Here is a 14,435-nt window from a genome sequence, read left to right as displayed (position 1 = left end):
TATGTCTATTAATGGATTATTCGGTTACAAACTTGAATCAGATAGTCAACGGTTATATCGGTATATAAATGCAGATCTGCTTGTTGGCTTAAAACGACAAGGTATAGAAATAATGAATTACAAAGAGATAGCTCTAGAAATCACTGGCAACGCTAATACCATTTATGGACAATATAGATCATATTGAGGAGAAATAAAATGGTTGACTATTTATACATTACTTTCTCTTTACTTGCACTTTATCCTCTATACATTGCTTTTAAAAAACTCCTAACTCCCTATGATGTTTACATTAATTTTTCATCCGTATTACTTATGATAGCATCCAATCTTTTCCATATACATGTTTTCTATACCAATCAAATTCCATTTTTGGGTGTGTCAATATCAAATAATGACTTTATGATTTATACTTCTTTTACACTATCTTGGTTATGTACTATTATATTTATGATCGCACACAGCAGACATTATAGGAAAAACAAATGGTAATTTTGCAAATAGAATAAACTCACCCTAGATTAATGATTTATTCATCAGATATATTAAGGATGTAAATAATAATTCATTTTTATGCTTTATTTAATAACGGTGATTTAAACACTATATATGGTCAGAATAGGAGTTATTGATGAATTTGGCTTATATTTCATTATCCTTAATTCTTCTATTCCCTGTTTATTTCTGCATAAAAAGACTATTGATGTCATCTAATTTTTATCCCCATTTTTACGCAATAATATTACCATTGGTCTTTTCAGCATTTCATCTTTATGTTTTTAATTTCGATTCAATACCTTTTTTTAATGTGGATATCACTGACAATGACTTTTTACATTGTTACTCTTTAGCTTTAGGTTATTTAAGCTGCGTTCCTTATATAATAGTGATACGAGTTGTTATCAAATAAATATGAAAAATAGATTCTAATAATATATGGACAATACAAGTCATCTTAGTGGGTAAAAAATGGGCTACATATACATTGTTTGTTCTTTACTCATACTTCATCCTCTATATTTTACTTTTAAAAAGCTGTTAATGTCTTATGATGTCTATATTAACTTTTCAACAGCACTGCTTTTGATAGCATTTATTGCGTTTCATTTATATGCCTTTCATTTCGACTATATTCCGTTTTTTTATGTTGATGACTTTGTGTTTTATAGTTCTATTGTACTGGCTATATTGTGTAGTATTACATGTATGATTGCACATGATAGAAGTAGAAAGAAGTTGTAATTGTTGAAAGTTAAATATAATCTTTAAGCTTGTGGTGACGCAGATACTATTTAAATCATATTGAAGGAAGAAGAGAATGGTTGACTATTTATACATTACTTTTTCTTTACTTGCACTTTATCCACTATATTGTGCTTTTAAGAAACTTTTAATTCCCTATGATGTTTACATTAATTTTTTAGCTGTATTACTTATGATGGCATCTAACATTTTTCATCTAAATGTTGCCTATACTGGTCGAATTCCATTTCTTAGTGTATCTACATCAGATAATGATTTTATGCTATACACTTCTTTTATACTATCTTTCTTGTGTACCATTACATTTATGATCGCATGCGGCAAACATTATAGGAAAAACAAATGGTAATTTTGCCGGTAAAACAACACTATTTTACCGGCAATTAAATTAATAAACGCGATCATCCCAAATACTATAAGCACTTGTCCCTGCTATATGATGAGTCCATGTGATACTCTTATAACGTAAAGATATCGTTTCCTGCGGCTGTGCGCCAGCATGTGTTATCGAATGGGGGTGATAAACAGCTAAATCAACTATCGTCGCCTCAATTACCTTTATAGTGTAATATAACTCCTGAATCCCAAATCGATTCGTTCTATAAATATCAAAGATACCGTCCAATACTTCATTTTCTGACATCGCTATTCCCAAAAGTGGTGACGATTTATCAACAGGTTTCTTAAATGTTATGGGATGGTGCTTGGCATGCTGATCCCAAGTTAAAGAATGATTGAGATTATATATGAATATCTGGTCTGTATGATCTAATTGGCCTTTATTTCCTATTGAATCTATCGATGAACAACCTGCCGATATCAGGCCCTGCCTACGGCCCTTTAAAGTTAAATAAATTAAGTCTGACATATGTGCTCCTTCTCAGCGTTAAAATGCCAACTACTAACTATTAGTAGTGCTTTCCATTCTACAGAAAAAAACACCCAATGGAATTAAAATCATTCCGATTATATGGGGTAGAAGTTAATTAAATTCAGCCGTCAGTTAACATTGAAACACTTTATTACAATTATTATCAATTTGATACAATTAGAAATAATTAGCAACACTTTGTAGGAAATCATTTATCTTTTCTGGTCGCGACTTATATTTAATGCTTGTTGAACAATAGAATTAATATAATATATTTACCTAATCTCTCAATCTGACTGCATCTTCCGAGATAAAGTCAAAAAGGCGATTTGAAATATCATGTATCAACACATTAATTGGAAAATTATATGGATAATCAAAACTTAAATTTTAACTCCAACGCTATGACTAATGACCATCAGGAAGTATTTATTCCTAATGGTCAGTCCCTCAGTAGCACAGAAGGTGTGAAATGGATTGCTCAAGCATGGCAACTTGTCAAGAACAAATGGGGCATGTGGATACTACTCTATGTTATCTATTCTATATGTATAGCTAGTTTCATGCTTATTCCTTTTATTGGAATATTTTCCTTGTTTCTGAACCCAGTATTTATCGGCGGTATAATTGCCGTGTGCGAAAAACAGAGGACTAGCGGAGAATTCGAGCTAGGGCTGTTATTCAACGGATTTCAGAAAAACTTTGCGTCACTGCTCGGCGTTGGTGCTTTAACGCTTGGCATTATAATCCTCAGTGTTATCACAATGTTTATTGCCGGTGGTAGTGCCGTAATTCATATTCTATTAGCCTTAGCCTCTCAACATAGTGAAATTTCAACCGAAATGCTTCTAAATAGTCTGTCCTCATTACTTCTTGGTCTCTTTATTCTGATGATTTTCTCAATTGTGAATGCCGCATTGACCTGGTTTGCACCAGCGCTAATTGTTATCCATAATTTGAAATTTGGTGCCGCCATATCAATGAGCCTGGCAGCAGTGAAAAAAAATCTATTGCCCGGTTTATTATTCTTTATCACCTATGCGATCATTTTCATAATCTCGGTAATGACTTTTGGTCTAGGTTTTCTAATCTCTATACCAGTACTTTTAGTTAGTTATTATTCCTCCTACCGCAGCATTTTTATCAGTAAGGAGAAATCATCCACATTTTAATCGACTAAAAAATACTTAGGTTGACAAGCCTCGCTATTTTAAACGAGGTTTGTTTTTTTATGATGGGAAAACTCCTGCCATTTTCCCGATTTAACCCGTTTGATTGCTATTAGAAGCTACATTTTTACCTTAGAGCGTCAACCAATTAAGGATCGTTTAAAACGAGTAAAAAAATCCGAGGTTATACTGATATTAGCAGAAAAAACATTAGGAAAAACAAGGTCTAAATTGTTTAACAAAGTGGCAAAACAACAAATCACCGCATTAAGCAAACTTGCTTAACCAAAAGATTTTATGTAGTCGTAATACATTTTCGCAAAATCAGATAAATCATTAAAAGAAATCGGAAAATTCTTAGATTAACCAGATTAACCGCAAAAAATAAAAAAGTTTAACAATATTAAAGAAATAGGCTTTGATTTTAATACCATTAATACCAGATTTTAAAAAATACAGGCGCTAAAAACGACCTATTTCCCCATCATGTTTAATGCATTTATCGGCGATTTTATCCCCCTCTCATTTTACATTTATTTAACCTGCTATAACCATTTAAAATCACGAACATAAAGAGATTAAGGTTTTTATGTGGCAGGAAGATTTAACTATAGTGCAATTTTTTATAAAGGTAATTAATTACACTTAATAGAAAACTGAAAAGAAATCAGCATGCAAAGGAATATTATCCAAATAGATTGATATTAAAGTGTTTTCTCGCCATTATTTTATGAAACAAACCATAAAAATAACCTAATAAAAAACGGATAAAACGATTAATGTGTCGGAATTTAAGCCCTAAAAAAGAAAGGGATTATTCGAGAAAACATAAAGGTATATCTTTATATCATCATGCTATTTACTGGCTGATTTATCAAGATAAGATAAAGGTAAAACAGAGCCAGTAAAGATAAAAAAGTATGATTAATGTTGGTTAAATGTAAAACACGATGTTTCATAATGATTAAACTTAATAAAAAGCAGGCGTTAAAAGTGGTAAAAAATGGTTAAAACCTTATGCCAATTAAAACCTAAGGTTAAAACAATGGTTTTTAATAACAGTGTAAAACCTTCTCTTGATAAAGCTTACCAGTGAAAACAAAACTGATTTATTAATGCTTATATAAGCCAGGAAATAAGGATATAAGGATATAAGGATATAAGGATATAAGGATATAAGGATATAAATAGATTAATCAAACAATCTGTTTTTCCAAAGGAAACGACTTTAATAGCGTTTTCAACCACAAGAGTAAATTTCTTCAAAACCAGTTAAATAATCGACAATGAAAAAACAGCATTGAAAATATAAATATTAATTCAGTTCTATAAAATAAGATGCAATATATTACAGAGATAGCTTAGTTATTTAGGTAATGGTAAAACCATTTGATCAAGTCAAAACAAAACATTGCTTGTAAGTCCATCACTTTATTGGCTAATTACTCCTATTTAGTACTTGTTAGTTAATAAAATTAATATAATATACTTACCAGCTTTTTACGACTGACTGTGACTTTCAAGATGCAGATAGAAAAAGCGACTGAATAAATTACAAATCAATAATTAAATTGGAAAATACATGGATAACAAGAACCTAAGTTTTAATTCCAATACTATATCCAACAATCAGGAGGTATTTATTCCTGGTGGTCAATTCCTCAGTAGCGGCGAAGGCATAAAATGGATTAGTCAGTCATGGAGACTCGTCAGAAATAAATTAAGTATATGGATACTGCTCGGTATTATTTATTTCATCATTGCAATAGCTATCCAATTTATTCCTTTTCTTGGGATACTTTCTGAAATTTTTAGTTCAGTATTTCTTGGTGGTCTTATTACCATGTGTGAAAAACAAAGAACAACTGGCCAATGCAAGCCAAAATTATTATTCAGCGGATTTCAGAAAAATTTTGCATCACTGCTTGGTGTTGGTGCTTTATCGCTTGGCGTTACGCTCCTTGGCATTATCGCAATGCTTATTATTAGCAATAGTACAATGGATCACATATTGTTATATAGCCAAGATGGTGAGATCCCTATCGATATATTCGAAAATGATCTCTCTTCATTATACCTTGGTGCTTTCGTTCTGATTATTTTTAACATTTTTGCTACTGCTTTAACCTGGTTTGCACCAGCATTAATCGTTATTCATAATTTGAAATTTGGTGTTGCCGTGTCAATGAGCCTGGAAGCGGTGAAAAGAAACCTATTGCCCGGTTTATTATTTTTCATCACCTTAGCAGTCATTTTCATAATCTCGGTAATGACTTTGGGTTTAGGTTTTCTAATCTCTATTCCGGTATTTATCGTTAGTTATTACTCCTCCTACCGCAGCATTTTTATCAATACGAATAAATCATCCACTCTTTAATTAACTAAAAGATACGCCTACTATTTGCTGAGAATAAAGTGATTATTTTCAGCAAATCATCACGAAGGAAAAAAAGCGCTATTTAACCTCAAGTCGTTGAGAAGCCCTGTTATTTAAAATAAAGTTTGTTTTTTCATGATGGAAAATGCCCTGCAATTTTTCTCGATTAAATCTTAATAGCATTATCATATGATATTTATTATGCGAAACCTCGATATCTTAAATACTCCACATTAAACTTAATACAAAGTAGGCATCAAAAGTGATAAAAACAACAGTTAAAACCTCATACCGATTAAAATCATAAGTTAAAACAATGATTTTTAATAACAGGTTTAAAACCGACCTATCATCAAGCTATCGGTGAAAAATGAAAAACAAAAATTGACTTTATTAATGCTTATATTACATGAAAAAGGATAATAAAAATATAAATAGGTTAATCAGATAATCCATTGTCCTAAAAAAAATTAATTTTAATAATATTTTCAACCACAAGAGTAAACTTTTTCACAAACCAGTTAAATAGTCCATGATGAAAAATCAGCATTGAAATATAGATATTAATTAAGTTATATGATAAGAAACCACAATATATTACAGAAATAGCTTAGTTATTTAGGTAAGTATAAAACCACTTTAACAAGTTAAAGCACACGGCAACACATTGCTTGTAAATCCACCGCACCCATTAGGTAATTACTCCTATTTAGTACTTGTTGATTAATAAATTTAATATATTATACTTGCCAGCTTTTTATGACTGACTGTAACTTTGAAGATGCAGACAGAAAAAGCGATTCAATAAATTACAAGTCAATAATTAAATCGGAAAATACATGGATAATAAGAACCTAGATTTTAATTCCAACGCTATATACAACAATCAGGAGGTATTTATCCCTGGAGGTCAATCCCTCAGTAGCGGCGAAGGTATGGGATGGATTAGTCAAGCATGGGGTCTCGTCAAACGTAAATTGGGTATGTGGATACTACTTAGTATCATTTATTTCATTATCATATCTGTTTTACAGCTTATTCCTTTCCTTGGGATATTTGCAGGGATTTTGGGTCTAGTACTGACCGGGGGCATTATTGCTCTGTGTGAAAAACAGAGAACTACCGGAGAATTTGAACTAGGGCTGTTATTCAGCGGATTCCAGAAGAACTTTGCGTCACTACTTGCCGTTGGTGCTTTATCGTTTGGTATTATGATCCTTGGTATCATAGCAATGTTTATTGTCGGCGGTAGTGCAGTGATTAACATTTTTTTAGCTAGTCAATATGGTGAAATTCCTGTTGATATATTCCTAGGCGATTCGTCTCCATTATTTCTTAGTGTCTTTATTCTATTTATTTTCAGTATCATTGCTGCTGCTTTAACCTGGTTTGCACCAGCGTTAATCGTTCTTCATAATTTGAAATTTGGGGCTGCCGTATCAATGAGCCTGGAGGCAGTGAAGAAGAATTTATTGCCCGGTTTATTATTCTTTAGTATCTTTGGGTTAATGATGGTACTTTCTATAGTGACTTTAGGCTTGGGCTTTTTAGTCTCTATACCCATATTTTTCGCCAGCTATTATTCTTCTTATCGTAGCATTTTTATCGGTAAGGAAAAATCATCGACTTTAGTGAACTAAAAGATAAAGATAAAGATAAAGATAAAGATAAAGATACATTTATTATTTACTGAATTCGGTAATTTTATTTTTAGTAAATTTGTAATTAATAAAATAGACAGCAAAAAGCGCCAAACCTGGCGCTTTTCATTAACACAATAATCAACCAATATATTCCAAACCACCCATATATGGACGCAATACTTCGGGTATTTCAATGCGGCCATCGGCTTGCTGATAGTTTTCCATAATGGCAACCAGAGTACGGCCTACAGCTAAACCAGAGCCATTCAGAGTATGAAGTAATTGAGTTTTCTTATCCTCTTTACTGCGGAAACGTGCCTGCATACGGCGCGCCTGGAAATCCCACATGTTAGAACAGGAAGAGATTTCACGATATGTGTTCTGAGCCGGTAACCACACTTCCAAGTCATAAGTTTTGCATGCGCTAAAACCCATATCACCGGTACACAATAAGACTTTACGATAGGGCAGATTCAGTAATTGCAGTACTTTCTCTGCATGACCTGTCAGCGCTTCCAGTGCATCCATTGATTCATCAGGATGAACAATCTGAACCAACTCAACTTTATCAAACTGGTGCATACGGATCAGGCCACGAGTATCACGACCATAAGAACCCGCTTCTGAACGGAAGCAAGGGGTATGAGCAGTCATTTTCAGTGGCAGTTCACTTTCATCCAGAATGTCACCACGAACCAAGTTGGTTATCGGAACTTCCGCAGTCGGGATCAACGCATAATGGCTTTCTGCCTCTTCTTCCAGCGGTTTGGTATGGAAAAGGTCTTCACCAAATTTCGGCAATTGGCCCGTTCCATATAAGGTTTCGTGGTTAACCAGATAAGGAACATAAGTTTCTAAATAGCCATGCTGTTCTGTGTGAAGGTTTAGCATAAATTGCGCTAATGCCCGATGTAGACGAGCAATTTGCCCTTTCATCACCACAAAACGCGAACCCGTTAGTTTAACCGCAGCGGCAAAGTCCAGCCCATTGGTCAACTCACCTAATGAAACATGATCTTGGATCTCAAAATCATATTTACGTGGCTCGCCCCAACGGCTCACTTCCAAATTATCGTTCTCATCTTTACCTACCGGTACAGAGTCATCCGGAATGTTAGGGATACTTAAAGCCAAATCACGGATTTCAGCCTGAAGTTTTTCCAGTTCGGCTTTCGCTGTATCCAACTTTTCACCTAACTGGTTCACTTCCTGACGCAGTGGATCAATATCTTCACCACGGGCTTTTGCTGCACCAATAGCTTTCGATCGGGAATTACGTTCTGCTTGCAGGGTTTCAGTTTCAACTTGTAAAACTTTACGGCGCTCTTCTTGTTTGCGCAGCGTATCCACGTCAAGGGCATAACCCCTGCGAGCCAGTTTTTCGGCGACTGCGCCTAGCTCATTACGCAGTATGTTTGGATCGAGCATGCTAGTCCTGTGCTTGTCGTTATTAAGTTAGATGATATAAATAGGCCCACACAAGTTGATGGGCCATAAGGTATTTTTACCCGTCAACCTTACCGCAACAATAACGTTAGCGATAGCGTTTTATCGGGCTATTTTGATCCTGTTCAGCAAGCCAGGCGAGTTTATCGCCTATTTTACTTTCTAACCCTCGGTTAGTCGGATGATAATAGCGAGTTTCCCGTATCTCAGATGGAAAATAAACTTCACCCGCCGCATAAGCATTAGGCTCGTCATGGGCATAACGATATTCTTCGCCAAGCCCCATCCCTTTCATCAATTTTGTCGGCGCATTGCGCAAATGCACAGGAACATCATAATCAGGTTTTTCCTTCGCATCAGCCATCGCTGCTTTAAAAGCGGTATAAACCGCGTTACTTTTCGGCGCACAGGCAAGGTAAACAATAGCTTGAGCAATCGCTCTTTCACCTTCTGCCGGCCCAACACGCGTAAAACAATCCCACGCAGCAATGGCTACCTGCATTCCCCGCGGATCGGCATTACCAATATCTTCGGAAGCAATTGCCAATAAACGACGTGCAACATATAGCGGATCACCACCAGCAGTAATGATCCGCGCATACCAGTAAAGCGCAGCATCAGGTGCAGAACCGCGTATAGATTTATGCAGCGCTGAAATCAAATCGTAATAACGATCACCTTTATTATCAAAACGAGCACTTCGCTCTCCACTGACTTCTTTCAATAGCGCCGGTGTCAAAACCCTCTGTCCCTGAGCATTGGTTTCTGCCATATCCGCCATCATTTCCAGCAAATTCAATGAACGACGGGCATCGCCAGCAACCAGCTCGGCAATCATGTGACGGGTATTTTCAGGCAAAATGATATTCTGACCATGATAACCGCGTTCTTTATCATTCATTGCCTGATCGAGTACCTGCTCAATCTCTTCTGTTGTCAATGATTTAAGCAGATAGACTCGTGCCCGTGAAAGTAATGCGGAATTCAGTTCAAAAGAGGGGTTCTCCGTTGTCGCACCGATAAAAGTGATCGTGCCATCTTCAATGTGTGGCAGAAAAGCATCCTGTTGACTTTTGTTAAAACGATGTACTTCATCAACAAACAAGATAGTTCTACGCCCTGCGTTCCGATTCTGGCGCGCCTTTTCAATAGATTCACGTATCTCTTTGATGCCGGAAGTAACCGCGGATATCCGTTCAACATCAGCCTGAGCACAATGCCCAATAATTTCAGCTAATGTTGTTTTGCCCGTCCCCGGAGGCCCCCATAAAATCATGGAGTGCAATTGTCCAGCCCGGATAGCCCTTGGAAGCGGCTTTCCTACGGCTAATAAATGCTGCTGGCCGATATATTGCTCTAATGTCATCGGCCGCATACGCGCGGCCAATGGCTGGAATTCATTTTGTGAAAAATCGAGTGACAGGTTGTTCACTTAAACCTCACTGGCGCTGATCATCCAGCGTAACGCCTTTCGGTAGGGTAAAACTGAATTTTGCCGCATCCACATGGGTATTTTGCTGCCCTTTTAATTGATAAGCACTCTTTTGGCCATCCTGTTCTATGGCTGAAAACTTTTGGATAGTGCCATCCGTCGTGACGGTAATCGAGAAGCGTTTCAGGTTGCCAGCGACATTATTCGGCGTCAGTTCAAAATCATTCCCTTGCTGGCTAATTTTATATTGGGACCAATCTTTAGCATCGTTACGAGTAATTAACATAAACGGCGTGTTACCTGTGGCATCTTTCAACCAATTAGCCGTTACCTGCTCAACAAATGGATTATAGAACCACAATGTTTTACCGTCCGATACCAAGACGCTTTCATCAGGGGATGTCATGTGCCAGTTAAATAGGTTTGGTCGTTTAACCCACAACTGCCCTTCACCTTCCTGAATTGTTGCCCCATCATCACTGGTGACTGTCTGAGTAAAGCTGGCATGAAAACTGTTTACTTTACTCAAACGTTCCTGCAAATTCTGGCTGGCATTTGCCCATGCCGCATTGATATTCATGCCAGCCATTAAACAACCAATCAATATCAGCTTTTTCATGTAAGAGATACCTTTCTCAGCGTTATTACTTCTTTCTCAACGTTATTACTTAAGTGATTTATTATCAGAGTCTTCAACGTTCAATATTCACTATCAGCTCTCATGTGGCGGTGGGGCCAATACTTCACGATTACCATTATGACCTGGAGCACTGACAATCTGTTGCGCCTCCATCTGTTCCACAATACGCGCCGCTCGGTTATAACCAATACGGAATTGACGCTGAACACCAGAAATCGAAACTCGTCGTTTTTCCGTCACGAATTGAACTGCCTGATCAAACAGGGCGTCCAGCTCTTCATCACTGTCAAAACCTAAGCCACCCTCAGCATCATCACCACCACTGATAATACTGTCAACATACTCTGGACGACCACGGGCTTTCCAATCATTCACCACTTCATGAACTTCCTGATCCCGAACAAATGCACCATGAACACGCACCGGAATCGAGGAGTTTGGTGCTAGATAAAGCATATCTCCCATGCCCAACAGGGATTCAGCGCCACCTTGATCAAGGATGGTGCGGGAGTCAATTTTGCTGGAAACGGTAAAAGCAATACGCGTCGGAATATTTGCTTTAATCAAACCAGTAATAATATCAACCGATGGACGTTGAGTCGCCAGAACCAGATGGATACCAGCAGCACGCGCTTTCTGTGCTAATCGGGCAATCAGCTCTTCAACTTTTTTACCGACAGTCATCATTAAATCAGCAAATTCATCGACCATGACAACAATGTATGGCTCTTTTTTCAGCACCGGATGAGTAATATCCATACTGTCACCGGGCTTCCAGAATGGGTGAGGGATTGGACGTCCCATCTCTTCCGCCTGTTTAACCTTTTCGTTATAACCCGCCAGATTACGTACTCCTAATGCGGACATCAGTTTATAACGGCGTTCCATTTCACTAACGCACCAACGCAGTGCATTAGCAGCATCTTTCATATCGGTAACAACTTCGGTTAACAGATGCGGAATACCTTCATAAACCGATAATTCCAACATTTTCGGGTCAATCATAATAAAGCGGACATCCTCTGGTTTTGCTTTATAGAGGATACTGAGGATCATGGCGTTGACGCCAACAGATTTACCCGAACCGGTTGTCCCCGCCACCAGCAAGTGCGGCATTTTACCTAAATCAGCTACTACCGGCTGGCCGCCAATATCTTTACCCAACACAATGGTTAGTGGTGACGGATTATCGCGGAATTTTTCACAATCCAATACTTCACGCAAATAGACCGTCTGACGTTTTTTATTCGGTAATTCCAAACCAACATAAGGTTTACCCGGAATCACTTCAACAATACGCACGGCGACCGCTGATAGAGAGCGAGCCAAGTCTCTTGATAAGTTGGAAATACGTGCTGCTTTAACACCCGGGGCCAAATCCAGTTCAAACCGAGTAATCACCGGACCGGGTGAGAAACCCACGACATCAGCTTTAACTCGATAATCACTCAGACGCGCTTCAATTAAACGTGATGTTTGCTCAAGGGCAAACATATCAACGGGTTCTTCTTCTGCTAAAGGACTGGTTAACAGTTCGAGCGAAGGCATTGGTGTCGTTGGTTTTGGCAACGGTTGATCGTTACGAACCAAAAACGGATGAAATAAGCTATTTTGCTGCGGTTGCTGCGGTTGCTGCGGTTGCTGCGGTTGCTGCGGTTGCTGCGGTTGCTGCGGTTGCTGCGGTTGCTGCGGTTGCTGCGGTTGCTGCGGTTGCTGCGGTTGCTGCGGTTGCTGCGGTTGCTGCGCAGTATTGTGTACAGGCGCTGACGCAAAAGCAATTTCTGTCGGCCGTTCTGATTGATTTTTCGGCGCTGATTGAACAGAAGGCATAAACAGCGGCTCTGTTGGCTCCTTTTCAACTAAATCTTCAACCGGCGAGAAGTTATTTAAAATCGATAAACTCTCCAGAGCCGAGAGCTCTTTTTTCTCCTGGTGACTTTGCTCCTGATAACGCTTATGTTGCGACTGCTCAACTGTCTGTTTAACAATCTCTGTCGCGGCTTGAGCCCGTTCTTCCACCACAGGCCGATTTTCCGGCTCAAATAGATTCTGTCCTATTTGAGGAGGGATTGGGGCCTGTTTTTCTGTATCCGTCGTAATACGATAACGCTCGCGCTGTTGTTCAAGAAACTGCTGACGCAGCAACGCTGCTTGTTGTTTATCAGCCTCAATATCGCCATCCGATTCATCTACTTGCTGTTTGGCCTCCTCTTCACGCTGTTGCTCTGCAAGACGCTGTGAAGGAACTTTAATGCCATACAGTTCACGGCGGGTTGGAATACGGACAGGATTAGGACGAGGCAGTTCTGGCCCGATTCCTTGTTTAACCTGTGAGTTACCCGTTATAACCGTTGCGGCGGTTGCTGCCATAACATTTTTTTGCTCGGTATTTTTTGGCTCTATTTCAGGCATAAAAGTGAAAGTATCACTGCTATTTTGGCTACTTTCGACGGGTTCAAATGTTGGCGGCCCTTGACGGTGAGATTCAGATATAGGTTCAAAATGGTACTCAGCAGGAATTTCAAATGTATAACGAACAGGTTCGTCGTTATTATTCTTTTCACTTTCTTCCATTAATGGCTGAGACTGTACAATATCATCATCAGATGTATTGACCAGAATTTTAGGTTCAACATCAATATCAGCCATATTAATGGTAGGAATATCCGTTGGCTGTTCTTGCTCGATTTCTGTTTTCACTGATTCTGGTTCATCCAGTTCAGTTTTTGCTAACTCTGCGGCTGAAGGTGCTGTAAATAGCACATCATCATGATCAATATCAGCCGCGGTGAATTCAGGTTCTGTTTTATCATCGGCGAGATTTTCCCGCGCAATAGCCGTTTCATCGTATGGCGTATATTCTTGTTCATTACGGCTGCGGTTGGTAATAAATCCTATTGCCCCCAGAATCACTGCCCCTGTTTTTTCAGCAATAGTTAACCATGACCAGCCAGTAAATAGCGTAAACCCAATTGCCCAAATACACAGCAAGACTAAAGTCGCGCCCAATTCATTAAACCAAGGCAACATTGCGCTGCTAAACAGGCTGCCAATAATACCGCCGGAAGCAAAGTAATGGAGATCGTCAATATTCAGTGCCGCTAATCCACATGAAGTTAAGACAATTGCCAATGCGCCAATAACGCGCAAAGCCAGCGCAAAGAAATCGACATACTCCCGGTCATCATGTTGCCTAAAAGCACTCCAGCAACCCAATATCATCACCGGAGGGATGGCATAAGCTAGAATCCCAAATGCAGAAAACAACGTATCAGCCAGCCACGCACCAACTCCTCCACCCAAATTATGCACCGGCTCATGCCATGCAGTCTGAGACCAACTGGGATCAGAAGGATTAAAACTGACAAGCGCGACCATCAGATAAGCCGCTAGAATGACAATAACAAGCAACACAGCTTCTAACAGCCTGCGCCCACTACTCAGTCTCTTTAACTTAATATTTTTATCTTCTGTATATTCCTGGCTCAAGAAAGGCTCTCCAGGTTTCCTGTTGATTTAACGGAACAATTGATTTAACGGAACAACGCCGAGATAGCTCAGCGTTGAAACTGTATGCATAAACAGGAGTGTACC

The 14,435-nt window shown here is 38.5% G+C and carries 8 protein-coding genes and 1 pseudogene; 4 read left to right on the top strand and 5 right to left on the bottom strand.

From position 1 onward, the window contains the following. A pseudogene (locus EAE91_RS20825) lies at positions 1-187 on the top strand (DUF4225 domain-containing protein); the annotation flags it as partial. A 1,464-nt stretch (positions 188-1,651) separates the two neighbouring features. On the opposite strand, the gene EAE91_RS20820 reads toward EAE91_RS20825, so the two are convergent. After that, positions 1,652-2,131 (bottom strand): Hcp family type VI secretion system effector, encoded by a 480-nt coding sequence (locus tag EAE91_RS20820; protein ID WP_214090159.1) that lies wholly within the window; start codon positions 2,129-2,131, stop codon positions 1,652-1,654. Positions 2,132-2,502: 371 nt separating this feature from the next. On the opposite strand from EAE91_RS20820, the gene EAE91_RS20815 reads away from it, so the two are divergent. The 3 genes from EAE91_RS20815 (at position 2,503) to EAE91_RS20805 (ending at position 7,320) form a co-directional block, all read left to right on the top strand. Then, on the top strand, positions 2,503-3,306 hold the full coding sequence (locus EAE91_RS20815; protein ID WP_244868969.1) for a BPSS1780 family membrane protein: 804 nt from the start codon (positions 2,503-2,505) through the stop codon (positions 3,304-3,306). A gap of 1,579 nt (positions 3,307-4,885) precedes the next feature. Beyond that, entirely contained in the window at positions 4,886-5,680 is a 795-nt protein-coding gene (locus EAE91_RS20810; RefSeq protein WP_214090158.1) for a BPSS1780 family membrane protein, read from the top strand. An 839-nt stretch (positions 5,681-6,519) separates the two neighbouring features. After that, positions 6,520-7,320, top strand: a complete 801-nt coding sequence (locus EAE91_RS20805; RefSeq protein WP_244868968.1) for a BPSS1780 family membrane protein — start codon at positions 6,520-6,522, stop codon at positions 7,318-7,320. Between the two features lie 141 nt (positions 7,321-7,461). Here EAE91_RS20805 and serS read toward each other — a convergent pair whose 3' ends face one another. The 4 genes from serS to EAE91_RS20785 all read right to left on the bottom strand — a co-directional run bounded on the left by serS (position 7,462) and on the right by EAE91_RS20785 (position 14,330). Next, positions 7,462-8,751 carry a serine--tRNA ligase gene (serS, locus tag EAE91_RS20800; RefSeq protein ID WP_214090157.1) on the bottom strand — a complete coding sequence of 430 codons (1,290 nt, stop codon included), beginning with the start codon at positions 8,749-8,751 and terminating at the stop codon, positions 7,462-7,464. A 106-nt stretch (positions 8,752-8,857) separates the two neighbouring features. Next, positions 8,858-10,201, bottom strand: coding sequence for a replication-associated recombination protein A (locus tag EAE91_RS20795; protein ID WP_214090156.1), 1,344 nt, complete (start codon positions 10,199-10,201; stop codon positions 8,858-8,860). A 7-nt stretch (positions 10,202-10,208) separates the two neighbouring features. Beyond that, on the bottom strand, positions 10,209-10,820 hold the full coding sequence (lolA, locus tag EAE91_RS20790) for an outer membrane lipoprotein periplasmic chaperone LolA (protein ID WP_214090155.1): 612 nt from the start codon (positions 10,818-10,820) through the stop codon (positions 10,209-10,211). A gap of 93 nt (positions 10,821-10,913) precedes the next feature. Further along, entirely contained in the window at positions 10,914-14,330 is a 3,417-nt protein-coding gene (locus tag EAE91_RS20785; protein ID WP_214090154.1) for a DNA translocase FtsK 4TM domain-containing protein, read from the bottom strand. Positions 14,331-14,435: the final 105 nt, after the last annotated feature.

This window comes from Photorhabdus noenieputensis, from assembly GCF_018448935.1.
Taxonomy (GTDB): Bacteria; Pseudomonadota; Gammaproteobacteria; order Enterobacterales; family Enterobacteriaceae; genus Photorhabdus; species Photorhabdus noenieputensis.
Note: the sequence above shows the minus strand (reverse complement) of the source record. Positions and strands in the feature narration are given on the sequence as shown.